Here is a 23,981-nt window from a genome sequence, read left to right on the forward strand (position 1 = left end):
GCACCCGTAGACCAGCTCAGGTTCCTGGTGCGCCGTAAGCTGCGCTGATGGTGCAGTTCCAGCGTGACCACCTCGAGACCCTCCTGGCCGCCGTCGACGCGGGGACCTTCGACGCCGCCGCCCGCGAGCTGTCGATCACACCGTCGGCGGTGTCCCAGCGGGTGAAGGCGATGGAGCAGCTCGTCGGCCGGGTGCTGCTGCAGCGGACCACGCCGATCGCGCCGACGCCGGACGGTGAGGTCGTCCTCCGCCACGCGCGACAGGTGCGGCTGCTCGACGAGGAGACCTCCCGGGCGCTCGACGTACCGGACTCCGACGTGCCGGGACGCACGCCGTCGATCCCACTCGCCGTCAACGCGGACTCGCTCGCGACGTGGTTCCTCGACGCCCTCGCGATCGTCCGTGCCGACACCGAGGTGGTCTTCGACCTGCACCGTGAGGACCAGGACCGCACCGCCGAGCTCCTCCGTGCGGGCACGGTGATGGCTGCGGTGACGGCCGAGGCGGAGCCGGTGCAGGGGTGCTCGTCGGTGCCGCTCGGGGTGGACCGCTACCGGGCCGTCGCCGCACCGTCGTTCGTCCGGCGGTACCTCGACGGCGCGGACACCGAGCGGCGGATGACGGCCCGCCTGGACCGGGTGCCGCTCGTGGACTACGACCGCGACGACGACCTGCAGCAGGGGTTCCTCCGGCGGGTGCTCGGCCACGCGCCCCGTGGTCCACGGCACTTCGTCCCGAACTCGGCCGACTTCGCCCGGGCGGTGCAGCTCGGGTTCGGGTGGGGGTTGTTGCCGGAGGCGCAGTGCCTCGGGGCGATCGAGCGGGGCGACCTGGTCGAACTCACCCCGGGACGTCGGGCGGACGTGGCGCTCTGGTGGCAGCGGTGGAACCTGGCGTCGCCGCTGCTCGAACGGGTGACCGAGGCCGTGCGGGCGGTCGCGGCGGAGCGGCTGCACCAGGCGGGGTCGATGTGATGCACCTGCGGTGATGCGACCCTTGCCACTTGATCGGCGGCGTGGCAGCATCATCTCACCGGTGGAATACTGCCGGTCAGGGGAGGGGCACCATGAAGAACACGGCCGTACGTCGTCATCTCGCTGCAGGATGTGTGGCAGCAGTCGCTCTATCCGCGGTGCTGATCGCCGCACCTGCGTCCGCCACCGATACCGGGCGGGAGACGGCCGGTGGCTGGAGTGAGATCAGCGGGAGCTTCTCGGACGGCTCCGCGCCCCGTGCTGGGACGTTCGCGAGCGTGAGCCACCGTGGGACCGCAGAGTCGCGCGTCATCGGCGGGACGACGAACAAACGTGCACACGGATGGACCAAGTGGGCAGGAACCCGGCACTACACGACCGCCCAGCTCGAGCACTACTGGCCGGCGTCCGGCGTCATCGCGACCTCGGGTCGGAAATGGGGTACCGGCGCCACCGAAGCCGTGTCGCCGTGGAAGGCGTTCAACCCCAACGCGGCGAGCAACGGGAACGGCGCTGCGAAGACCTACTACGGCCGCTGAGCAGCAGCGGGGCGCCCCACAGGCCGGCTCGGCCGGTCCGTGGGCTGTCGATCGAGAGGGAGCTATGACCTGGAGGCAGGCGTTGGCAGTTGCCGCGCTGCTGCTGATGACGACGGGGCTGGTCTGCGCCCTCGGTGTGTTCCAGACCCGCGCGCAGGCGCTCGCGGCAGAGGGCCGCGCCCTCCTCTCGCCCGAGGCGGTCGCCGTGCACGCGACCGTCGGCGAGCTGATGGAGCACCGAGCTGAGTTCGCGGTCGGGACGCGGGCGTTCCGTGATCTCGAGGAAGTACCTCGTGCTCGAACTGTGGTCGTGCTCAACGGGAACTGGTCCGACGTCGCACCGTCGATCGGGATCCGGTTCTCGGCGTCCGATGTCGGGCGGGCGTTGGTCGGGGAAGCCGTGCACACCGAAGTCGAGGGCGGCGTCCCCTTCGTCGAGGTCGCGGGTGCACAGTACGAGGTCGTCGGGCGTCTCGGGCTCAGGGAGGACAGCCTGCTCGCGGAGGACATCCTGATCGCAGCCCCGGCCCTCTTCGACGCGGCCCAGACCCGCACGGTCCTGGACGGGCCCGACATCGGCACCCGCGCCGTGGCGGTCTTCGGCAGCGACCGGATCGAACCCGTGGCCGGTGGCGCCAACCGCCGCACGACAGTCGACTTCGTCACGCCGATCGTCCTGACGCTCGGTTTCGCCGTCGCGACGATGGCGAGCGCTGTGGCGGCCGTCTCGGCGGCTCGGCACGAGGGCGATCGAGCGCGGATCCGCCGCCTGGTCGGACTCGATTCCGCAGCAGTGCTGTTCCGGACCGTCCTGGTCGCGTGCAGCACCCCGATCATCGTCTGCGCCGCGGTCCTCACCGGGTTGTCCTGCTTCGGCGTCCGCCTGGCCGGGCCGGTCCTGGCCGCCGTCTCGAGCCAGTGCATGGTGTTCGTCGTCGTGATGCTCCTCGTCGGGCCGATGAGGCGGCGATCATGGAGTTGATCCGTGATCTTCGGCGCAACGGTCTCCTGATCGCTGTCAAGGCGCTCGTCATGGCGGTCTTCGCCGTGTCGCTCTACACCTTCGGCACCTTTGCACAGTCGACGAGTGGAGCGGTCAACGGCTCACTGGCGGCAGACCGCGACGTCGACCTCTACGGCCTCGTCGACACCTTCCTCGGCGACACCGACGGCTTCGAGCGCTTCCGAGCGTCGGACCGTGACCTCCGCACGCTCACCGACTTCGTCGCGCAACTCGGACACAACGACCGGCTGGACTTCCTGTCGGCGTTCGACCAGCCCGTCGTCATCGAGGACTTCCGCGGTGACGGTCGTTTCGACGCGAACGCTGGTTCCGGCCTCGCAGAGCGCGGCGAGTACCGCGGCGAGGGTGGGGAACGGCTCCGCGACGTGAAGTCGATGCAGATGAACCATGAGATGTTCGCGTTCTCGAGGCTCGATGTGACGTCCGGCTCGGCTCCGGTCTGGACGGACGTCGACTACAGCTCCGGCCTGGTGCCGGTCGTCCTCGGCTCCGACTACCGCGGCCTGTACGAGATCGGCGACGAACTCCGGGCGGATGTCTACGGTGTGCGCGAGCGCCTCCGGGTCACCGGGTTCCTCTCGCCCGGCAGCGCCGTGTTCCACCGCGGCGACATCAACCACTACTTGGACGACACGATCGTCCTGCCCTACCCGGCTGATGTCGGTCGCTTCGTCCAGCAAGATCGGTACACCGGAGGCATCGTCGCCTTCGCGATGCTCAACACGGACATCGCGGCGTCGACGTCGATGACCTACGACGACGTGATCGGCGAGCTCGGTGCGATCGCCGCGAGGACCGGGTTCCACGAGTACTCCTTGCAGGGCATCCCGACGTACTTGGTCCAGCTCCGACTCGTTCGCCAGATCGTGATCGAGAACTTCGGGCTGTTGGGCGCAGTGTCGGCGATGACGGGCGTGGCGACGATCGTCGTCTGCCGAAGGATCAACAGGGTCCTCGGCGACCACCGCCGACGATGGGTGCGCATCTGCAGGACGGTCGGGCGAAGCGACCGCGCGATCCTCCGGACGGTGGGCCAGACCTGGGCCGTGGAGTACTCGATCGTCGTCGTCCTCTACGCCGTGGGATGCGCGCTGCTCCCGAACCACCATGCCTACCCCTTCCTCGGAGTGATGGCCGCGCTCGGGGTCTGGTTCTCGCTCGACGCTGTGAGCCGCGCCCACCGGATCCTCGCCACGGAGACTCCTGGACGGCGGGGACGATGACGAGCATCGAGCTCAGGAACGTGTCGAAGTCCATCCGTGAACCGAACGGAGCCATCCGGTCACTCTTCAGCGGACTGGATCTGGTCGTCGGCGACACTGATCCCTCCGTGGCGCTGCTCGGCCGCAGCGGCAGCGGGAAGAGCACACTGCTCCGGATGCTGGCGGGCCTCGACTTGGACTACGACGGTTCGTACTCCAGTGCTGGACGACCCCTCGTCCGGACGTCTGCAGTGATGGCACGACATCGGCTCGAGACGATGGGGATCGTGACGCAGGGGTACGACCTGTTGCATGACCGCAGCGTGCTCGCGAACCTCGTCCTCGGTGCCACTGACAGATCCGGGGTACGGACCCGAGCGGCTGAATGTCTCGAGTTCGTCGGACTCCCGGGCATCCAGAGGAACCGTCCGGGTGCACTGTCGGGCGGGGAGGCGCAGCGGGTCGCGATCGCTCGCGCACTGATGAAGCGACCCTCTGTGGTGCTTGCCGACGAGCCGACGGGAGCGCTCGACGAAGAGACGGAAACGCAGGTACTCGATCTCTTCGAGCGCCTGCAGGACGAGGGCGCCACCTTCGTGATCGCGACACACAGCGAACGCGTCGCAGCGAGGTGCGCACGACGGTTCCGCATCGTCGACCAGCGACTCGCCGAGGTCTGACACGGAGCCGCAGCCACGCCCGCCCGCCGCCGACTGTCCCCAGAACGCAGGGCCCGCGGGGTGACAGGCCCGTGACCCCCGGTCAGGGGCCGTGTTCACACGATCGTCACACGCCGGGTGCAAGTCGTGACGTACGCTCACCCCATCGGCGGCACGGGTCGCCGACACACATCCGAACACACACCGAACACCGGTCCCGTCTCCCGAGGGCGGACCGCTCCGGTGCACGCCGCACCCTCGGCGCGCACCGTGCCACGGACGAGGAACCCTAGCCGCCGTCCGCGCCGGACCACCGCGTCCGGGTCCCTGTCGCCACCGTCGCCGACACCGTCGTCCGTCATGCCCCCGTGGGCCCGACGGACGGCATCTCCGACACCCGACAGGAGAAACCAGGAGTCGTCGTCCGAGGCGGTGTCGGCCTGGAACGGGCTCACCCGCTGGGGACAGGTCTCCGGGTCGCGCGCGACCGAACAGCTGGGTGACTGGCTGCTCGCGAACGAGGCGGCCTCGGCGGAGCGGGACGTCCTCGACCCGGACCTGCGGCCGTTCCCCGGGTTCCAGCACACCGTCGTCTCCCTGAACTGGGGCGGCAAGCGGGACCACGCCACCTGGTTCAGCGCGGACCCGGCGGCACCGGCCGGCATCGAGCTCATCCCGATGCCCGCCGTCGCCGCGGACTACGTGGCCGCCGGCGGCAAGCAGCAGATCGGGAAGGTCCTCGACGAGGCCGTGCCGGAGGGTGACTACGCGGTGCAGTTCGGCGACTACCTGCTCATGTACCGGGCGTTGGCGTCGGGCAGCCAGGCGACGGCGGCACTCGCCCTCGCCCGCGAACTGCCGGCGGAGGACATCGACACGGGCAACACCCGGTCGTACCTGCTGGCGTGGATCATGTCGCACCAGTAGCGGGAGTCGACTCATGTGCCGGACCCTCGTGTGCCGGAGCCACGGGACGCACTCCTGGGCTCCGGCACACCTGCGTCCGCCTACCGTCCACGCCATGAGCATGCGCGCGAAGACCACTGCCACCCTCGTCGGCCTCGCCACCATCGGCATGCTGCTCGGCGGCTGCTCGAACGCCGGCGCCCAGAACGGCGACCCGGTCGCGAAGGTTCCGGGCTCCGAGGAGTCCGCCACCCGCACCGACCCCGGCCAGCGCAACAGCGCCCCCTGCCAGGTCGCCTCGAGTGCCGCCGTCGACGCGATCGACGAGGCCGTGGGGCCGCACGACAACACGGACGTCGCGAGCGTCACGAAGGGCGAGGCCGGCTGGTACCTCGGCGTCTCGGTGGCCCCGAACCAGAGCGACGACCCCAACGACGACGAGGTCGCGGTCTTCGGCACCGAGTCCGACCCGACCGCCGAGGACTTCGACGGCATGGTCGTCCCGGTGAACAAGGTCGCCGAGGACGTCGTCGCCGACGAGAGCACCGCCACCGCGGCACCGGCCGACTTCTCCGAGACTTCGGACGCGGCGAAGCAGGTCCAGAGCTGCATCGTCGAGGCCGTCGACCACTGACGCCCGATCACGACCAGACCTGACCAGTCAGGTCTGGTCCGTGGTCAGCTCTGTCCTCCGCGGTCAGGTCTGGCAGCGCGGGCACCAGTAGGTGTCGCGCAGCGTCAGCTCCGACTCACCCAGGTCGCCCGATCGGACCCGGGTGCCGCAGCGCAGGCAGGGCTTGCCGGCCCGGTTGTAGACCCAGAAGCGCTGTCCCGGCCGGTCCACGCCCGTGGTCACCCGGTTGCTCCGGTCGCGGTTCGCGACGATCAGCCGGGAGGCCATGGTCACCATCCGCGCCGGGTCCCGCACCTCGCTGACCGGCCGGGTCGGCAGCACACCCCGGAGGAAGCAGAGCTCGTTCCGGTAGACGTTGCCGAGCCCCGCCATCACCCGCTGGTCGAGGAGCGCCAGGCCGACGGGTCGGTCCGGGTCCGCGGTGAGGTTCCGGAGGGCGACGTCGGCGTCCCAGTCCGGTCCGAGCAGGTCCGGGCCGAGGTGCCCGACGACCTCGGACTCCCGGTCGCGTGGGACGACCTCCAGGACCCCGAGGGTGAAGCCGACGGTCGAGACGTCGGCGGCGTCCAGGACGACCCGCGCCTGGAACGCCGGTCGGCGCCAGCGCTCACCCGGGGCGTAGACGTCCCATCGGCCCTCCATCTTGAGGTGCGAGTGCACGGTCAGGTCGCCGATCCGGTGCAACAGGTGCTTGCCGCGCGGGACGACCTCGTCGACGGTGCGGCCGACCAGGTCGAGCGTGGCGAACGCGGGCACCCGGAAGTCGCTGCGGGTCAGGACCTTGCCCGCCAGCGCCGCGTGCAACCGGGCCGCCGCGCGGAAGACGGTGTCGCCCTCAGGCACGGAGCCGCAGTCCCTGGGGCGTGGCCGTGAAGCCCGCGGTGCGGAGGGCGTCCCCGAGCGGGGCTTCCAGCACGAAGACGCCGTCGACCCGTTCGACGGACAGCTTGCCGAGGCCGCTCCGGACGGTCGCCGCGATCGAGGTGGCGGCCGCTGCCAGGTCGGCCGGGTCCTCCGTGAACGTCAGCACGCTCTTGCCGCCGCGTTCGACGTAGACGGCCAGCCGACCGTCGACGAGCACGACGAGCGCGCCGGCCTTGCGACCCGGACGGTGGCCGCGGGCGCCGCCCTTCGCGGGTGTGGTGCTGATGCTGGTTTGGGCGACCGGACCGGCGCTCGCGGCCCCGGCCGGTTGCGCCGCCACGGCCGGGTCGTCGGGGTCGACCGGTGCGGGTTCGTGCGGCCACGGCAGCGAGGCGCCGAAGGGGTTCGCCGGGTCGGTGGCCGACAGCGTCAGGGCCTCACGGGCGCGGTCCGGGTCGGCGCGCTCCTCGTCGTCCAGGTCTCGGGCGTACATGCGGAGTCGGTCGACGGTCGGGCCGGTGGCGAACTGCGCGGCACCGAGTCCCTCGACGAAGTACCCGCGTCGGGCACGGCCGGACTCCTCGAACTTGGCGAGCACGCGGTAGACCCCGGCGAAGCCGCCGCGGACGCCCTCCACCTGCACGGCACCGCGGGTGACGACGCCGTAGCGCTCGAGCAGCAGCTCCGCGGTCGCCGCTGCCCGGACGGTGGCATCGGGTTCGGCGAGCGGCAGCAGTGACCAGCGTCCGCCGACGTTCGGCGGACCGGACTGGCTCGGCAGCGTCGGGCGCCGGCGACCCCGGTAGGCGCGGGTGCGCGGTGCGCTCGAGGTCCGGGCCTTGCCGCCGAGCATCGCCCGCAGCGGGGCGAACGTGTCGTTGGTGATCTGGCCGGCCCACACCAGGTCCCACAGCGCGGTGGTCAGGGCGGAGTCGTCGGTGCTGCCGACGGCCTGCCCGAGCTGCCGGAAGAAGTACGCGCCGCCGCCGGCCAGGGCACCCAGGACGTCCCGCTGCAGTTCGGTGGTCTCGTCGCCCGCCGCCTCGGCCAGGGTGGTCGCGGCGGTGTCGGCGAGGTGCAGCCGGACCCAGCCGTCGTTGCCGGGCAGGGTGCCGCCGCCGGACCAGAGGACCTCGCCGGTGGCGGTCAGCTCGTCGAGCATGCTCGGGGCGTAGTCGGAGACGCGGGCCGGCAGCACCAGCGACTCCCACGAGCTGGCGGGCAGGGCGACCCCGGACAGCTGGTCGACCACCTGCAGCACGCCGTCGATGCTGCGCAGCCCACCGCGGGCCCCGGGGACGCGGACGTGCTGCCACGCGGGCAGGAAGCGGGCGAGGGCGTCCGGTGCGACCGGTTCGACCTCGTGCCGGAGTGCCGCGAGCGACTTCGTCCGGATGCGGCGGAGCACCTCGGAGTCGCACCACTCGGCACCCTGGCGGTCGGGTCGGAACTCGCCCTCGACCAGGCGTCGGTCGGCGGTCAGGCGGCGCAGGGTGTCCTGCACCACCGCGACGCCGAGCCCCAGACGCGACGCGGCCTCCTGCGCGCCGAACGGACCGTGGCTGCGGGCGTACCGACCGACCAGGTCACCGAGCGGGTCGGCGACCGGCTCGACGAAGGCGGTCGGCACGCCGATCGGCAGCGGCACCCCGAGGGCGTCGCGGAGTCGGGACGCGTCCTCGATCACGGCCCAGCGGGTGGCCCCGGCATGCGAGAAGGCGAGGACACGGCGGTCGCGCTCGAGGGCCTCCAGTGCCGTGCGGAGCGTCGCCTGGGCCTCGCTGCGGTCCGTGGCGTCGGCCAGCCAGCTCCGGTCGACCAGCTCGTCGAGGTCGAGCGCCCCGACCAGCCGGAGGACGTCGACCATGCCCTCGACGTCCCGTGCGCGGCGGTCCGGGGAGAGCCGCTGCAGGTCGCGTTCGACACCGTCGATGACGGCCGGGTCGAGCAGTTCGCGCAGTTCCGCACGACCGAGCAGCTCGCTGAGCAGGGTCGAGTCGAGGGACAGTGCGGCGGCCCGGCGTTCGGCGAGCGGCGAGTCCCCCTCGTACATGAAGGCCGCGACGTACCCGAACAGCAGGGTGCGGGCGAACGGCGAGGGCTGCTCGGTCTCGCTCTCGACCAGGCGGATCCGCCGCCGGGCGATCTCGTCCGCGATGCCGAGCAGGGCGGGGACGTCGTACACGTCCTGCAGCACCTCGCGCACGGTCTCGAGCAGGATCGGGAACGTCGGGTACTTCTGCGCCACCTCGAGCAGCTGCGACGCACGCTGGCGCTGCTGCCAGAGCGGGGACCGGCGCCCCGGGTCACGGCGGGGCAGCAGGAGTGCCCGGGCCGCGCACTCGCGGAAGCGTGCGGCGAACAGCGCGGAGCCGCCGACCTCGTCGGTGACGATGGTCTCGAGGTCGTCGCGCTCGAAGACGAACAGCTCCGCTCCGGGAGGCTCGGCGTCCGTCTCCGGGATCCGCACCACGATGCCGTCGTCCGCGGCCATGGCGCCGCCGTCGATCCCGTGCCGCTCCCGCAGTCGGGCCGCGACCGCCAGGGCCCACGGCGCGTGCACGGTCATGCCGTACGGGGAGTGCAGGATGAGCCGCCAGTCGCCGAGCTCGTCGCGGAAGCGTTCGACGACGAGCGTCGTGTCGCTCGGCACGTGACCGGTGGCGGCGCGCTGGTCGCGGAGGAAGGCGATGAGGTTCGTGACGGCCCGTTCGTCGAGGCCACCGGCGGCGACCCGGGCCCGGGCGTCCTCGTCCGAGGCCGATTCGACCTCCCGCACGAAGGCACCGGTGGCACGGCCGAGTTCGGCGGGCCGGCCGAGTCCATCGCCCTTCCAGAACGGCACCCGGCCGGGCTGCCCGAACGCCGGGCTGACGAGGACCCGGTCGTGCGTGATCTCCTCGATCCGCCAGCTGGTGGCGCCGAGTGCGAAGACGTCGCCGACGCGGGACTCGTAGACCATCTCCTCGTCGAGCTCGCCGACGCGGGACGCCCGTTCGCCGACCATGAAGACGCCGAACATGCCGCGGTCCGGGATCGTGCCACCGCTCGTGACGGCCAGGCGCTGCGCTCCGGGACGCCCGGTGAGGGTGCCGTGCACGCGGTCCCAGACCAGGCGCGGCCGGAGTTCGGCGAACTCGTCGCTCGGGTAGCGGCCGGTGACCAGGTCGAGCGTCGCGTCGAACGCCGAGCGGGGCAGGCCGCTGAACGGGGCGCTGCGTCGGACGAGCTCGAACCAGTGCTCGACGTCGACGGTGTCGATCGCCCCGGCCGCGACGGTGTGCTGCGCCAGGACGTCGAGCGGGTTGGCGGGCACCGAGATCGACTCGATCTGCCCGCTGACCATGCGCTCGACGGTGACGGCGCTGTTGACGAGGTCGGCCCGGTGCTTCGGGAAGAGCACGCCGCGGGAGATCTCGCCGACCTGGTGTCCGGCGCGGCCGACGCGCTGCAGGCCGCTGGCGACCGAGGGCGGCGCCTCGACCTGGATGACGAGGTCGACCTCGCCCATGTCGATGCCGAGTTCGAGCGAACTGGTGGCGACCACGCAACGCAGCCGTCCGGACTTCAGGTCGTCCTCGATGATCGCGCGCTGGTCCTTGGACACCGAGCCGTGGTGGGCGCGGGCGAGCACCGGGATGTTCCGGTCTGAGCCGCCGCCGTCGGTCTGGCCGGACCCGCCGATCAGCTGGGCCGGTGGCCGGGTGGGCTGGGGTACCGGCGCATGTGCCGACGCCCGCCCCGGGGACTGCGAGACCACCGGCACGCCGACACCGGCACCCACGGGTTCGGCCACGTCCGTCGTCGCCAGGGCCCGTTCCTCGTGGATCTCGTTGAGCCGGGCGGTCAGGCGTTCGGCCAGCCGGCGGGAGTTGGCGAAGACGATCGTCGACCGGTGCTGCTCGATGAGGTCCACGACCGACTCTTCGACGTGCGGCCAGATCGAGCCGTTGGTCGGGCTGGAGGTCGCGTCGGCGCCGACCGGCGGGGCGCCGAGCTCGGTCATGTCGTCGACCGGCACGACGACGCGCAGGTCGAAGGTCTTCTGCGCGGGCGGCGCGATGATCTGCACCGGGGCCCGGCCGCCGAGGAACCGCGCCACTTCTTCCGCCGGGCGGACGGTCGCGGACAGCCCGATGCGCTGGACGGGTTTCTCGAGCAGGTCGTCGAGGCGTTCGAGCGAGACGGCGAGGTGGGCGCCACGCTTGGACGCCGCGACCGCGTGCACCTCGTCCACGATGACGGTGTCGACGTTGACCAGGGTCTCGCGCGCCTTCGACGTGAGCATCAGGTAGAGCGACTCGGGCGTGGTGATGAGGATGTCCGGCGGCAGGCGCAGCAGCTTCTGCCGGTCGGACGAGGGGGTGTCACCGCTCCGGACGCCGACCGTGACGTCGGGCGGTTCGAGCCCGAGCCGCTTGGCCGTCTGCGTGATGCCGACGAGCGGCGAGCGCAGGTTCCGTTCGACGTCGACGCCGAGGGCCTTGAGCGGCGAGACGTAGAGCACGCGGGTGCGCTGCTTGGCGGGCGGGGTGTCCGACGCCGAGATGAGCCGGTCGATCGACCACAGGAACGAGGCCAGGGTCTTGCCGGAGCCGGTCGGGGCGATGACGAGCGCGTGCTGCCCGGTCGAGATGGCGTCCCATGCGCCGGCCTGCGCGGCCGTCGGTTCGCGGAACGCCCCCCGGAACCACTCGGCGGTGGCGGGGGAGAAGCGCTCGAAGACGTCCGTCATGGTCCGCTCCATCCTGCTCCTCACCACCGACAGGAGCCCGGGGCGGATCGGTGCTTGACAACGAGAACACTACCGATCTATCGTTAATGCATCGCGACCGGTCCTGAACAGGTCGCGAACCAACTTCGAGAAAGGAGTCGTCATGCGCCCCATCGACGACGAGAACAGCTCCACGTCCCCCCGCGACCCCTTCGGTCGCGGCCAGCGCGGGCCCCGCTTCGGCAGCGCCCGCCAGCACCACGGCACCGGGTTCCCCGGCCGTGACCACGGTGACCACGAACACGGCCGCGGTGGCCGCGGTGGGCGGGGCTTCGGTCCCGGCTTCGGCGGACCGGGCTTCGGCGGTCCGGGGTTCGGTCCCGGCTTCGGCGGCGGCTTCGGTCCGGGCTTCGGCCCCGGCCGTGAACGACGCCGCCGCGGCGACGTCCGCCTCGCCATCCTCGGGCTCCTCGCCGAGGGCCCCCAGAACGGCTACGCGGTCATCAAGACGATCGCGGAACGCACCGGCGGCGCCTGGAAGCCGAGCCCGGGCTCGGTCTACCCGACGCTCCAGCAGCTGGTCGACGAAGACCTCGTGGTCTCGACGGGCGACGGTCGGAAGACCCTCTTCGAGCTCACCGACGCCGGTCGGGCCGAGGCCGAGTCCAAGGCCGACGAGATCGCCGCCGCGTGGGAGTCCACGCCCGGCATGCCGGACTCGCAGCGCGAGCTGTTCGAGTCGCTCCGCAAGCTCGCCAGCGTCATGCACGTGTTCCGCACGAGCGCGACGGACGAGCAGACGAAGGCCGCCACCGAGAAGATCGACGGCCTGCGCCGCGACCTGCTCCAGGTCCTCAGCGACTGAGCGGTCCGCAACACCGGACCCCGGCGCCGCAGCACCACAGACCAACGGGAGGCCCGTTGCCAGCTGGCAACGGGCCTCCCGTTCGTCTGTGGCCGGCTCCGGCGGTGTCAGCCAGCCGCGGGCGGGACCACGTCCCAGTGCTCGCGGATCAGCCCGCCGTCGACACGGAACAGGTCCGCGGCGAGGAAGGGGCTGTCCGCCGAGGCACCGACCGGGCGGGAGAACGTCCACACCAGGTCCCCGTCGGACAGGGAGACCACCGACTCCTGCGCCGGGAACCCGGTGCCGCCGCCGAACAGCTTCTTCAGCGCGGCCGTGCCGTTCGGCGCGACCGGGTTGTGCTGCAGGTACCCCGGGTCGAAGTCGCGGTCGAGCACCGACACGTCGTGGTCGCGGAACAGGGTGTCGTAGGCGCTGACGGCGAAGCGGCGGTTCCGCTCCTCCTGCCGCTCCGACGGGTGGCGCTGCGCGGCCGGGGCCCGGTACAGGTCACTGAACATCGTGTTGGTGTTGCCGCTGGCCGGCTTCCCGGTCGCCACCGGCTGGGCGAGCGACCAGTGCTCGACGACCCGATCGCCGCTGACCCGGAAGAGGTCGACCGCGGCCTCGCCCTGCCGTTCGTCGTGGACGTCCGCGGTGAGCTGCCAGTGCACCGCGACCAGGTCCCCGTCGGCCGCCAGGTGCTTCACGACCGCGTGGGCCCCGGCGATCCGGCCGTGGTCGGCACGGAACGCGGTGAGGAGCCCGGCCGGCCCGGAGGCCCCGCCGTGGGAGACGGCGTCCGGTGCGACGATGCGGCCCGCGGTCCGGACGGCGGCGGCGCTGGACGGGGCCGGGAAGACCTGGGTGAACAGCCGCCGGACCAGGCTGGCGTCGGCGTGTTCGGCGGCGGCGTCCAGGCGGTCCCCGGTGCCGCCGGACGCGGACCCGGACGCCGACCCAGTCGCGGCGGAGGTCGTCGCGGGGGACGTCGTGGTCGAGGGGGCGGCCGAGGCCGGACCGGCGGAGCAGCCGGCGAGCAGGGCGGCGCCGGCGGCTGCAGCGGCAGCGCGCGCGAACAGGAGTGCTGTCGTTCGTGGTGTCGTCATGGGCTCACCCTCGGGGCGGGGGCTGGGCCCTGCCGGCGAGACCCCGGTCCCGCTCGTGAGGACCCGCTCATCACGAGCACCGCTCACCGCGACGCAGCGCCGACCCAGCGACGAGCAGGGCGCACCGAGGACCGGGAGCGCACCGCGGCCGGGTCCGTCGCCGAGTTCGCCGCCGGGCCTGGTAGGAACGGTGCATGTCCTCGACCCGCACCCCTGATCCCGATCCCGACTCCGGCTCCGGCTGGCTGTCGGACGAGGAACTCGCGTCCGTCCGCCGTCGTCTCCCGATCACCTACGTCGAGGCGGTGCCCGTGCGGCTCGACGGCCTCGGGGTCGTGACCGAGGTCGGCGTCCTGCTGCGGGTGTCGCCCAGCGGTTCGATCGCCCGCACGCTCGTCTCCGGCCGGGTGATGTACGGCGAGTCGATCCGCACCGCGCTGTTCCGCCACCTCGAGAAGGACCTCGGCCCGATGGCGTTCCCGCAGCTGCCGGCGAGCCCGAACCCCTTCACGGTCGCCGAGTACTTCCCGCTGCCCGGCGCCTCGGTGTACACCGACGAGCGGCAGCACGCGATCTCGCTCGCCTACGTCGTCCCGGTCACCGGGACGTGCGAGCCCCGGCAGGACGCCCTCGAACTCACCTGGATGACTCCGATGGAGGCCGCGTCCGACGCCGTCGCGGACGAGATGGAGGGCGGCCGCGGCACGCTCCTCCGCGCGGGCCTGGCCTCGGTCGGCGCGCTGCACTGAGTCGCGCTGCACTGAGTCGCACTGCACTGACCGGCGCTGCACCTGGCACACGACGAAGCCCCCGGATCCGATCGGATCCGGGGGCTTCGCAGCGCGGTACGAGACCGGCTTGGTTACTTGTCGTTCTTGAAGCTGTCGGCGACGCCGTGCGCCGCGTCCTTCACGTCCGTGACACCCTGCTTGGCCGAGGCCTTGCCCTGGTCGGTCTGGCCTTCGGCCTTCAGACGGTCGTTGTCCGTGGCGTTGCCGAGGGCTTCCTTGGCCTTGCCTGCCGCCTTCTCAGCGGCGTTCTTGATGTCTTCGATCCCAGCCATGTGCGCTCCTCTCGACAACGGAAAAAGTCGCCGGCAGTTGCTCGCGCTCCCGCCGGTGACCAGAACCGTACGCTCGTCGTCCGTGGTCTTCGGAGGAAGCGTTCAGGACCAGGGTCAGCGACCGGTACCGGCCGGACGGGAGGCGCGGCGCGAGCCACCACGACGGCCTGCGGGAGCAGCGTCGTCGCGCGGCGCACGGCCGGCGCTGTAGCCGCCGTCCGAGGACCAGACCGACGCCGAGCCACCGCGGGTGGTGTCGGAACCGGCACGACGCGGGGCACCGCCACGCTGACCGGCCGAGGCGCCACGACGGTCGTCACGACCGGCGCCCTCGGCGCGACCGCCGCGGCGGGCACCGGAGCCGGCCGAGTCGGAACCGGCGGCGGAGCGTCCGGCGGAGGACGAGCCTCCCGAACGGCCACCGGTGCCACCGGCGGGGGCGCCACGACCACGCGAGCGGCCACGGCCCTGGCCGGCGGCGTCACCGGACGACTGACGGCGCGGCTGCTGCTGCTGCGGTGCCGGGGTGGTGTCCTCGCGGTACGGGGCCACCTCGCCGACGAGCTCGGTGACGGCCGCGGAGGTCGCGGTGACGTGCTGCGGGCTGACCTTGATCGCTGCGGCACGCATCATCTGCGCGACGTCGCGACGCTCGGCCGGCATCGTCACGGTGACGACGTCGCCCGACGAACCGGCACGGGCGGTGCGGCCGGAACGGTGCAGGTACGCCTTGTGCTCGGTGGGCGGGTCGACGTGCACGACCAGCTCGACGGCGTCGACGTGCACACCGCGGGCGGCGACGTCTGTCGCGACGAGGACCAGGGCGTCGCCGGAGGAGAACCGGGCGAGGTTCCGCTCACGGGCACCCTGCGACAGGTTGCCCTGCAGGTCGACGGCCGGGATGCCCTGGCTGGAGAGCTGTTTGGCCAGGCGCTTGGCATGGTGCTTGGTGCGCATGAAGAGGATGCGACGGCCGGTGCCGGAGGCGAGGGCCTTGACCAGGTCCTTCTTGGCGTCGGCGTCCGCGACCTCGAAGAGGTGGTGGGTCATCGCCTCGACGGGGCTGTTCTCGTCGTCGACCGAGTGCATCACCGGGTCGTGCAGGAACTTCTTGACGAGCTTGTCCACGCCGTTGTCGAGCGTGGCGGAGAACAGCAGACGCTGGCCCTTGACCGGGGTCGCCTGCATGATCTTGGTGACGCCGGGCAGGAAGCCCATGTCGGCCATGTGGTCGGCCTCGTCGAGGACGGTGACCTCGATGGCGTCCAGGTGCACGTGGCCCTGCTGCATGAGGTCCGCCAGGCGGCCGGGGCAGGCCACGACGATGTCGACGCCGCGGTTGAGGGCCTCGACCTGACGGCCCTGGCCGACACCACCGAAGATGGTCGTCGTGTTCAGGCCCATCGCCTTGGCGAGGGGGGCGAGCGTCGCGTCGATCTGCGTCGCGAGCTCACGGGTCGGGGCGAGCACGAGGGCACGGGGGCGACCGGCGCGACGGTTGCGGGACGACGCTGCCAGGCGGGCGGCGAGGGGGATCGCGAAGGCGATCGTCTTGCCGGAGCCGGTGCGGCCGCGACCGAGCACGTCCTTGCCCTGGAGCGAGTCGGGCAGGGTGTCGACCTGGATCGGGAAGGCGTTCTCCTTGCCCTGGCCGACGAGGACGTCGACCATCGGGGCGGGGACACCGAGGTCGGCGAACCGGACGTCGGTGCTGTCAGCGCTCTGGGTGGTGCTGGTGTTCTGTGTCGTGCTGGAGTTCTGGGTGGTCATGGTGACCTCTCGGGCCCGGGATGGGCCGGAAGGGCGCGCGGTCGAGGCCGGCGCGGGCGGGAGCGCATCCGCTCAGCGGTCCGGGTCCTGGTGGACGTCGGTGCTGGAGTGCGGGTGCTGTCGCCGCAGCAGAGAGCCTGGCACCGGGATCTGCGCCACCGGACGGATTCCGGGGCGAGGGTGGTGCGCGATACACATCGGTGTCGGTTCCGCACGCGATCCGACCAGACACGGGAGTCTGTTCGAGTGTGCGGGACACCGGGAGGTTTCGGGGGCGTCCGTACGACGCACGAGGCGATCGGCGCCTCGAGTGGTCCCAGCATAGCGGCCTCGGGCGTCGGAACGGGAGGGGTGTTCGCGTCGGGCGTTGCGATCCGGTCTCGACGACGGCGGCACAGGCGGGTCACCGCCACGTGCGAGGATGCCTCGTGCTCTTTCGCAGGACCCTCGTCACCACCGCGCTGCTCGCCGTCGCCCTCACCGGGCTGACGGCCTGCGCCGCCCCCTCCGGTTCCGCGGGCACCACCCCCGGCGCGCACCGCACCGTCGACGACGCCGGGACGGGAGGCGCGACCGCCGGCGCCGACGTCGCCGCGCGTGCCCTGCCCACCGGCGGCGTCCCCGACTACCAGCTCGGCGGCTCGTACACGCCTCCCGCCGGCGTCACCGTGGTCGAACGGGACAGCACGGAGAAGGCCGCCGCCGGCGTGTACGGCATCTGCTACGTCAACGGGTTCCAGACCCAGCCGGAGGACCGGGCGTCCTGGCTGTCCGAACACCCCGACGCCGTCCTCCGCACGGCCGCCGGCAAGCCCGTCATCGACCCGGGGTGGCCGGACGAGCTCATCCTCGACACCCGGACCGCGAGCGCCCGGGCCACGATCACCTCGGTGCTGTCACGGTCGATCGCCCGCTGCGCCGACCACGGGTTCGACGCCGTCGAGTTCGACAACCTCGACTCGTGGACCCGTTCCGGCGGCCGGATGACCCGCTCGGGGAACCTGGCGCTCGCCGCGTCGCTCGTCCGGGTCGCCCACCAGCACGGCCTGGCCGCCGCCCAGAAGAACACCCCGCAGCTCGGCACCGACGGACGGGAGCGCACCGGGTTCGACTTCGTGGTCGCCGAGGAGTGCGTGCAGTACGACGAGTGCGCCGCCTACACGGACGTGTACGGGGCGCGCGTGATCGACGTCGAGTACGCGGACACCCTCAAGGGGAAGTGGTCCGCGGTGTGCGCGATGACCGACCGCCCGCGGATGACGATCCTGCGCGACCGGGACCTCGTGCCGGCCGGCGAGGACGGGTACGTCTTCCGCCACTGCTGAGTGCGGCGGGCGTGGTTCGCGGCGGGCGCTGTTCGCGCTGGGCGACGGCGCTCGTGTGTGGCGGGCCGCGGGATGTCGCTCAGCGCGAACCCGGGCCGGACCGACTACGCGGGCCAGGCGTCGTGCAGCGCGGCCGCGGTCTGGTCGGCCGACAGCCCGGCCTCGCGCGCGGCGGCGACCAGGGCGGCTGCGGCGTGCGTGACCGACTCCGGCACCGCAGCCGGTCGGACCACCCGGGTGCCGGCACCGCGTGCGGTCTGCACGAGCCCCGCTTCCTCGAGCAGCTGGTAGGCCTTCGCGACCGTCCCGGCGGCCAGCCCGAGTTCGGCGGCCAGTCCGCGGACACTCGGCAGGCGCTCCCCGTCGACCAGGTACCCGGCGGCGATCTGGGCGGCGAGCTGCGAGCGCACCTGTTCGAAGGGCGGCACACGGCCACCGGCGTCGATCGCGACGAATCCGGACATGCGGTCCACCCTAGGAGCCGTACCGCTCGCCGACCGGGACCGCCACGGGCAGGGTGTTGCCGTGAGGCGCGAGCGGGCACGCCCACGCCGGGTCGTACGCGCACGACGGGTTGTACGCGAAGTTGAAGTCGAGGACGAGCTCACCGTCCGTGTCGCCCAGGTCGGAGCCCTTGATCGTGTCGATCAGGTAGCGCCCGCCGCCGTAGGTGCCACCGGGCTTGCCGGCGCTGGCGTCCTTCACCGGGACGAACAGGCCGCCCGCGTAGCCGCCGTGCTTCCAGACGTCGAGCGATCCGACCCCGGGGACCTGCACGACACCGAGGCGGTCGAAGTGCACGATGCCGTCGGTGCCGGTCTCGACGTCGAGCACCTTCGGCTCGGCCTCCTCGATCCGGGCGTGGAAGCGCCAGGCCGGGTCGTAGGCCGGGAAGGGCAGCGACGTGAAGCCCTCGGCGTCCTCGGGCAGCAGCGGGCTGGCCGGGTGTCCCGCGAACATCGCGTCGCGACCCTCGCGCCACAGCGTGTGGGCCGCCTCGGGGTCGGGCGTGGCCCGGACCCGGCGGAAGAGGTCGAACGTCTCGCGGCGCCAGTCGGCGGTGGCGAGGGCGGTGCGGACGCGGTCGGTGGTCTCCGTCTGGGTCACGTCGACGAGCGTACGCTCACGCCCGCCAGGTGGGGGCGAGGGCGCGCATCCGGAACGCCCGCCACTGCCAGATGACCCACATGCCGGGCCAGAGCGCGATGCCGAGGAGCGCGGGGCGCGTGCGGTAGGTCAGGCGGTCGCGGAACAGGGTCCGGCCGTCGGGGAGGGCGGAGACGGCCATCCGGTGGCGCATGTCCATCCGGGCGAACAGACCGCTCGTGCCGCCGCCGCGGTCGACCTGGATCGGGACGCCGTCGGTCTCGTGCAGGTCGATGTCGACGTGGCTCGTACCGCTCGGCACCAGGCCGAACGTCGACGCGCTGATCGGGTGCGGCTCGTCCGGCGTCCAGTGCTCCGGGAACCCGGCGGGGTCGAGCGAGCGGTAGACGAGGAACGGCTTGGTGACGGCGACCATCACGGACGGCCGGAGGAGGGCGTCCCGGACGGCGTCGACGGGAGCGTCCAGGACGATGCGGAGACCGACGTGCATGCGGCGGACGCTACGCGGACCGGCTGGGGTCCGGCCGCACCGACCTGCTGCGGTGTGGGACGGCCAGGCGTGGCGATCGGTCGTGGCGGGGCTCAGGCGTGGCGTGCTGACCGGCGGCGGGCACCCTCGGCCCGGTCGTGGCTGCGCAGACGTTCAGACAAGGACAGACGGACCGTCGGCCACTCCGACTGGATGACCGAGAACACGACGGTGTCGCGCATGCTGCCGTCCGGCCCGACCGAGTGGTTCCGGAGGACGCCGTCCTGCTTCGCACCGATCCCGGCGATGGCCGCGCGGGACCGCGTGTTGTGCCAGTGCGTGCGGAACTCCACGGCGATGCACTGCCACGTCTCGAAGGCGTGCGAGAGGAGCAGCAGCTTCGCCTCGGTGTTGATGCCGGTGCGCTGCGACGAGGCGGCGAGGAACGTCGACCCGATCTCCACCCGGCGGTTCGCGTCGTCGAGGTGCAGGAACGTGGTGGCCCCGACGACCCGACCGGTCGGCCGGTCGCGCACGGCGAAGGGCACCATCCGGCCCGCCGACTGCTCGGCCAGCCGCCGTTCGATCTCCGTCTCGACCTGCGACGGCGCGGGGACCGAGGTGTACCAGGCACGCCAGAGGTCCCCGTCCGCCACCGCGGCCCGCAGGTCGTCCGCGTGCTCGAGCGACAGGGGCTCGAGCGTGACGCGGTCGCCGGTGAGGGTGGGCGCGGGGTCGGTCTCCATGGCATCGGATCGTACCGGCCGGCGCGGACACCCCGGCTGCGAGCACCCCCTGCCGTCTCGGTATCGTGTCGGCGTGCAGGAGCGAGGGCAGCGGGGGTACCAGGTGCGGTTCGGCTGGGGCGCGGCGGGTGCCGCACGGATCGCGGCGGACGCGCACCTCCTCGTCTGGGTCGACGTGCTCCCGGCAACGGCAACGGCAACGGCACCGTGCCCCGGGCCGGACGGCACGCGCGCACCCCTCACGCTGCTGCCGGACGGACCGGAGGTCGTGCTCGGCCACCTGGGGAACGTGACGGCCGTCGCGGAACGGGTGCTGCGCCTCCAGGCCGACCGGGGGGACCGCTGTGTCGTCGCGGTCGTCGCGGCCGGCCACCTCGACGAGCCGGTCGGCGGCGGCACGGCGGACGACGCCGGCGAGTTCCCCGACGTGCCCGCGGTGCCGGAGTTCGCGGTCGAGGACCTGCTCGCGGCCGGCGCGGTCGTGGACGCCCTCGTGACCAGCGGCGTCGACCACACCTCGCCCGAGGCGGCGGCGGCCTGTGCGGCGTGGACGGGTCTCCGGCAGGCGGCCACGCACCTGGTGACCGCGTCCGAGTCCGCCGGTGCGCTCGACGTCGACCGGGTGCACGCAGCCCTCGCCGTCGGACCGGAGCTGGTCACGCTGCGGCCGTCCACCGAGCGGGCGTAACGTCCCGAGTCGACCGCCGTCCCACCGACGGCGAAGAACGAGGAGTGAGCCATGCAGGCACTGATCGGTGACACCGTCATCGCGGAGGCCCCGGAGACGGACCTCATCCAGATCGAGGGCAACTGGTACTTCCCGCCGGCGAGCGTGAAGACCGAGCTCTTCAGCGAGAGCCCCACGCAGTACCACTGCCCGTGGAAGGGCGACACGCAGTACTGGACCGTGACCGTGGACGGGCAGCAGCACGTCGACGCCGCATGGTCCTACCCGCAGCCGATCCCGACGTCGTTCGACCGCGTCGGCAAGGACTACAGCGGGTACGTCGCGTTCTGGAAGGACGCCAAGGTCTCCGAGTGAGGCCCCGCGACCGCACTGCCCTCGGGCGGTGCGGTCGCCGCCCCGCCCGGTGTCCTCAGCCCGTGACGGTGAGCACGATCAGCGCGATGTTCAGCGCGACGATCACCGCCGCGATCAGCCAGGCGAGCACCTTCGTGCCGAGCGCGTTGACGTCGTCACCCATGACGCTCCGCCGTGACGTGTAGGCCACCAGGGGGACGATCGCGAAGGCGATCCCGAAGCTCAGCACCACCTGGCTGATCACCAGCAGCTGCGTCGGGTCGTACCGCAGCGCCAGCAGGACGATCGCCGGCACGAGCGTGACGAGGCGCCGCACGACGAGCGGGACCCGCACGTGCAGCAGCCCGTGCATGATCTCCGCCCCGGCCATGCAGCCGACCGAGGTGGACGCGAGGCCGGACGCCAGCAGCCCGACCGAGAAGAGCACCCCGACCACGGGGCCGACGTTCTCGGCGATGGCGTGCTGCGCTCCCGGGATCGAGTCGGTGCCGGACACTCCCTGCAGTGTGGCCGCGGCGAGCACGAGCATCGCGATGTTCACCCCGCCCGCGAGGACGAGCGCCAGCGCCACGTCCCACCGGGTCGCGACCAGGATGCGCCGACGCTCCGGGCCGACCGGGGTGTCGCCGTGCCGGTCGCGCGCCAGAGCCGAGTGCAGGTACACCGCGTGCGGCATCACGGTCGCGCCGAGCATCGACGCGGCGAGCAGCACCGAGCCGGAGTCGGCGAACCGCGGGGCGATGCCGGCGACGAGTGCCGCGGGGGAGACCTGCGCGAACAGCAGTCCCGCGCAGAACCCGACCGTCAGCACCGCGAGCATCGCCGTGACGACGGCCTCGAAGGTCCGTGCGCCCCGGTGGTGCTGGAGCAGCAGGATCGCCATCGAGACCACGCCGGTGATGAGCCCGCCGACGACGAGGGGGACGCCGAAGAGCAGGTGCAGGGCCAGGGCGCCGCCGATCACCTCGGCGACGTCGGTGGCGGCGGCGACGACCTCGGCCTGGGCCCAGAACAGCAGGCGGGGCGTGCGGCGCATCCGCAGGCCCAGCAGTTCCGGCAGGGACCTGCCCGTGACGATGCCGAGCTTGGCGGAGAGGTACTGGACGACGACGGCACTGGCGTTCGCGGCGATCAGGACCCAGAGCAGCAGGTAGCCGTAGCGGGCGCCGGCGGTCAGGTTCGCGGCGACGTTGCCGGGGTCGACGTAGGCGATGGCCGCGACGAACGCCGGACCGAGGAGCCCGAGTCCGGCGGCGCGGCGACCGGGCGGGCGCTGGCCCACGACCGGGGTGGCGGTGTCCGTCATGCACCCACCATGCCAGAGGTTTCGGCGTACCGAATCCAGACTTTCGGTGTGCCGTCCGTTCTACGCGGATCCTCGCCCACGCTCCGGACGCCGCGCGCTGCGCTCAGTTCAGGCGGCCGCGCGCTGCGCTCGGTTCAGACGGCCGCGCGGCGGGCCCGGTGGGCGCGGACCTTCGCCCGGTTGCCGCAGCGCTGCATCGAGCACCAGCGACGGGTGCCGCCGCGCGAGGAGTCGTAGAACACGAGCCCGCAGTCCGGCGCGGAACAGCGGCTCAGACGCGCCGGGCGTCCGTCCGCCTCGACGTCGTCGAAGCCGACCTCGGTGAGCAGGGCCACGGCGTCGCGCGCGACACTCGACAGCGCCTGCGCCAGCCGCACCCGGTTCGCCCCGGCGCGGCGTCGGCCACCCGGGAGGCTCGGGGGCACGTCCGGCAGAGCGGCGAACAGGTTCACCGTGTCGATGTCGTCCGGCGCCGGACGCGTCCGGCCGGTCCCGGCGCGGAGTCCAGCGGCGACCGCGGTCCGTTCCGCAGCGGAGTCGGCGGGTGCCGGGGCAGCGGCGGTGGCCAACCGGGCGATCGCGGCTCGGAGCGCCCGAGCGTCCTGCAGCTCGCGGGCGGTCGCGCCGACGTCGATCGGTTCGGTGTGCAGCCCCAGCCACTCGTCGAGGTCGGCGGGGGTGGCCAGCAGCTCCCCGAGGTGCCCCCGGGGACGTCGGCGGTCCGGGTCGTCCGCGAACCCGCCGGTGTGTGCGAAGTCCAGGGCGATCCGGCCCGCGTCGAAGAACCACGAGGACCCGGCATCGGTCCGGATGTCCTGGCCTGTTCGCATCCGCCCAGGCTAACGGGTGAGCGGCGCGCCTCCGGCACGATCTGCCGAAGCTGGGGTAACCGTCCCGCTTCGACGGCGCCAGGTGATGACGTTGCGCTCGTCGAACCGCCGCCCGCAGCGTGCACACGCCAGCGGCCGGGTGGGCGTCCGGTACCGGAAGTGCTCGTGCCCCGCGGGGCAGGTCCCCACCCACGGTGCCAGCTCGCTGGCGATCGGGCCGTCGTGCAGCCGTGAGCCGGTGTACCCGAGCCCCTGGGCCGTCCGCCGCCACGTGGGACCGTGGCCGGCGCGCGGCCCGCTCAGCGCGTGTGCGATCTCGTGCAGCAGCACCTGCTCGACGTCCTCCGGGGTGAACCGGACCGCCAGGTGCCGACTCACCGTGATCCGCCGCCGCGCGAAGTCGCACTGGCCGGCGCGGGTCTTCGCGTTGTCGAACGCGAAGGTCCACGAGCCGTCGGTCAGGTGGTCGCCCATCAGTTCCGCGGCACGGGTCCGTACGTCGTCGAGCAGCGTCACTCGTCCCGGTCCGTGCGCGACGGACGGGCCAGTCGACCCCAGAGCGAGTCGCCCTCGGTCCGCGCGGCGTCCGGAGCGCCGAGCACCCGTCGCGGGGTCGTCGGCAGCGGCGTGGCCGGCTCGGCCGCACGCGGTGCGGGTTCGGCGTCGGTGCGCACCGCGAAGTCGCGGGCGGTCCGGGGACGCTCGGCTTCGGGTTCCGCCGCCGGCTGCGTCATGGAGGCCCGGAGTGCGGCCTCGACGGCGGTCCGGAGCGCCTCGGTGCGCTCCGCCGGGGCGCCGGCAGCGCGGAACGCGTCGTACGACCGGCTGAGGACGGCGCGGGCCTCCTCGAAGCG

Annotated in this window: 24 protein-coding genes and 1 pseudogene; 12 read left to right on the forward strand and 13 right to left on the reverse strand. The window is 72.6% G+C overall.

Annotated elements, in window-relative coordinates:
• The first annotated feature begins 47 nt into the window (after nt 1-47).
• The 7 genes from QL987_RS00845 (at nt 48) to QL987_RS00875 (ending at nt 5,938) form a co-directional block, all read left to right on the forward strand.
• Nucleotides 48-974 carry a LysR family transcriptional regulator ArgP gene (locus tag QL987_RS00845; protein WP_290155807.1) on the forward strand — a complete coding sequence of 309 codons (927 nt, stop codon included), beginning with the start codon at nt 48-50 and terminating at the stop codon, nt 972-974.
• 278 nt (nt 975-1,252) lie between these two features.
• A complete protein-coding gene (locus tag QL987_RS00850) occupies nt 1,253-1,513 on the forward strand; it encodes a hypothetical protein (protein WP_146248067.1) in 261 nt (86 codons plus the stop codon).
• 64 nt (nt 1,514-1,577) lie between these two features.
• Complete coding sequence (locus tag QL987_RS00855) at nt 1,578-2,495, forward strand: hypothetical protein (protein WP_290155809.1); 918 nt, start codon at nt 1,578-1,580, stop codon at nt 2,493-2,495.
• Nucleotides 2,486-3,760 carry a hypothetical protein gene (locus tag QL987_RS00860; RefSeq protein ID WP_290155811.1) on the forward strand — a complete coding sequence of 425 codons (1,275 nt, stop codon included), beginning with the start codon at nt 2,486-2,488 and terminating at the stop codon, nt 3,758-3,760. Before QL987_RS00855 ends, QL987_RS00860 begins: the two co-directional genes overlap by 10 nt.
• Nucleotides 3,757-4,419 carry an ATP-binding cassette domain-containing protein gene (locus QL987_RS00865; protein WP_290155813.1) on the forward strand — a complete coding sequence of 221 codons (663 nt, stop codon included), beginning with the start codon at nt 3,757-3,759 and terminating at the stop codon, nt 4,417-4,419. Before QL987_RS00860 ends, QL987_RS00865 begins: the two co-directional genes overlap by 4 nt.
• Nucleotides 4,420-4,758: 339 nt before the next feature.
• Entirely contained in the window at nt 4,759-5,325 is a 567-nt protein-coding gene (locus QL987_RS00870; protein WP_290155815.1) for a glycosyl hydrolase, read from the forward strand.
• A gap of 94 nt (nt 5,326-5,419) precedes the next feature.
• A complete protein-coding gene (locus tag QL987_RS00875) occupies nt 5,420-5,938 on the forward strand; it encodes a hypothetical protein (protein WP_290155817.1) in 519 nt (172 codons plus the stop codon).
• A 63-nt stretch (nt 5,939-6,001) separates the two neighbouring features.
• Here QL987_RS00875 and QL987_RS00880 read toward each other — a convergent pair whose 3' ends face one another.
• Both QL987_RS00880 and QL987_RS00885 read right to left on the reverse strand, forming a co-directional pair.
• Complete coding sequence (locus QL987_RS00880) at nt 6,002-6,781, reverse strand: DNA-formamidopyrimidine glycosylase family protein (protein ID WP_290155819.1); 780 nt, start codon at nt 6,779-6,781, stop codon at nt 6,002-6,004.
• Nucleotides 6,774-11,537 (reverse strand): ATP-dependent helicase, encoded by a 4,764-nt coding sequence (locus QL987_RS00885; RefSeq protein ID WP_290155821.1) that lies wholly within the window; start codon nt 11,535-11,537, stop codon nt 6,774-6,776. The genes QL987_RS00880 and QL987_RS00885 overlap by 8 nt, the downstream gene beginning before the upstream one ends.
• Nucleotides 11,538-11,679: 142 nt before the next feature.
• On the opposite strand from QL987_RS00885, the gene QL987_RS00890 reads away from it, so the two are divergent.
• Complete coding sequence (locus QL987_RS00890; protein ID WP_290155823.1) at nt 11,680-12,381, forward strand: PadR family transcriptional regulator; 702 nt, start codon at nt 11,680-11,682, stop codon at nt 12,379-12,381.
• A 107-nt stretch (nt 12,382-12,488) separates the two neighbouring features.
• Here the strand turns inward: QL987_RS00890 and QL987_RS00895 are convergent, their stop codons facing one another.
• Nucleotides 12,489-13,469, reverse strand: a complete 981-nt coding sequence (locus QL987_RS00895; protein ID WP_290155824.1) for a nuclear transport factor 2 family protein — start codon at nt 13,467-13,469, stop codon at nt 12,489-12,491.
• 194 nt (nt 13,470-13,663) lie between these two features.
• Between QL987_RS00895 and QL987_RS00900 the strand changes: the two genes are divergently transcribed.
• Entirely contained in the window at nt 13,664-14,218 is a 555-nt protein-coding gene (locus QL987_RS00900) for an NUDIX hydrolase family protein (RefSeq protein WP_221849474.1), read from the forward strand.
• Nucleotides 14,219-14,331: 113 nt separating this feature from the next.
• Here QL987_RS00900 and QL987_RS00905 read toward each other — a convergent pair whose 3' ends face one another.
• Nucleotides 14,332-14,532: a CsbD family protein gene (locus QL987_RS00905; RefSeq protein WP_111073976.1), complete on the reverse strand. Its 201-nt coding sequence runs from the start codon at nt 14,530-14,532 to the stop codon at nt 14,332-14,334.
• 114 nt (nt 14,533-14,646) lie between these two features.
• Complete coding sequence (locus QL987_RS00910; protein WP_290155837.1) at nt 14,647-16,203, reverse strand: DEAD/DEAH box helicase; 1,557 nt, start codon at nt 16,201-16,203, stop codon at nt 14,647-14,649.
• A gap of 527 nt (nt 16,204-16,730) precedes the next feature.
• On the opposite strand from QL987_RS00910, the gene QL987_RS00915 reads away from it, so the two are divergent.
• Nucleotides 16,731-17,627, forward strand: a complete 897-nt coding sequence (locus QL987_RS00915) for an endo alpha-1,4 polygalactosaminidase (protein ID WP_290155828.1) — start codon at nt 16,731-16,733, stop codon at nt 17,625-17,627.
• A 104-nt stretch (nt 17,628-17,731) separates the two neighbouring features.
• Here the strand turns inward: QL987_RS00915 and QL987_RS00920 are convergent, their stop codons facing one another.
• The 4 genes from QL987_RS00920 to QL987_RS00935 form a co-directional block, all read right to left on the reverse strand.
• Entirely contained in the window at nt 17,732-18,091 is a 360-nt protein-coding gene (locus tag QL987_RS00920) for a GntR family transcriptional regulator (RefSeq protein ID WP_111074195.1), read from the reverse strand.
• A 10-nt stretch (nt 18,092-18,101) separates the two neighbouring features.
• On the reverse strand, nt 18,102-18,734 hold the full coding sequence (locus QL987_RS00925; RefSeq protein ID WP_290155829.1) for a DUF1684 domain-containing protein: 633 nt from the start codon (nt 18,732-18,734) through the stop codon (nt 18,102-18,104).
• 16 nt (nt 18,735-18,750) lie between these two features.
• Entirely contained in the window at nt 18,751-19,224 is a 474-nt protein-coding gene (locus tag QL987_RS00930) for a hypothetical protein (protein ID WP_290155830.1), read from the reverse strand.
• A 92-nt stretch (nt 19,225-19,316) separates the two neighbouring features.
• Complete coding sequence (locus QL987_RS00935; protein WP_111073971.1) at nt 19,317-19,949, reverse strand: GNAT family protein; 633 nt, start codon at nt 19,947-19,949, stop codon at nt 19,317-19,319.
• Nucleotides 19,950-20,022: 73 nt separating this feature from the next.
• Here QL987_RS00935 and QL987_RS00940 point away from each other — a divergent pair, with 73 nt between their 5' ends.
• On the forward strand, nt 20,023-20,637 hold the full coding sequence (locus QL987_RS00940) for a 2-phosphosulfolactate phosphatase (protein WP_290155831.1): 615 nt from the start codon (nt 20,023-20,025) through the stop codon (nt 20,635-20,637).
• Between the two features lie 51 nt (nt 20,638-20,688).
• Nucleotides 20,689-20,991 (forward strand): DUF427 domain-containing protein, encoded by a 303-nt coding sequence (locus QL987_RS00945; protein WP_111073969.1) that lies wholly within the window; start codon nt 20,689-20,691, stop codon nt 20,989-20,991.
• Between the two features lie 55 nt (nt 20,992-21,046).
• Here the strand turns inward: QL987_RS00945 and QL987_RS00950 are convergent, their stop codons facing one another.
• The 4 genes and pseudogenes from QL987_RS00950 to QL987_RS00965 all read right to left on the reverse strand — a co-directional run.
• On the reverse strand, nt 21,047-22,297 hold the full coding sequence (locus tag QL987_RS00950) for an Nramp family divalent metal transporter (RefSeq protein ID WP_111073968.1): 1,251 nt from the start codon (nt 22,295-22,297) through the stop codon (nt 21,047-21,049).
• A 134-nt stretch (nt 22,298-22,431) separates the two neighbouring features.
• On the reverse strand, nt 22,432-23,127 hold the full coding sequence (locus tag QL987_RS00955) for a CGNR zinc finger domain-containing protein (protein WP_111073967.1): 696 nt from the start codon (nt 23,125-23,127) through the stop codon (nt 22,432-22,434).
• A gap of 9 nt (nt 23,128-23,136) precedes the next feature.
• Nucleotides 23,137-23,643, reverse strand: coding sequence for a SprT-like domain-containing protein (locus QL987_RS00960; RefSeq protein ID WP_290155832.1), 507 nt, complete (start codon nt 23,641-23,643; stop codon nt 23,137-23,139).
• A pseudogene (locus QL987_RS00965) lies at nt 23,640-23,981 on the reverse strand (hypothetical protein); the annotation flags it as partial. The pseudogene QL987_RS00965 and the gene QL987_RS00960, both read right to left, overlap by 4 nt.

The sequence above is a fragment of the Curtobacterium sp. APC 4022 genome (assembly GCF_030407555.1).
Taxonomy (GTDB): Bacteria; Actinomycetota; Actinomycetes; order Actinomycetales; family Microbacteriaceae; genus Curtobacterium.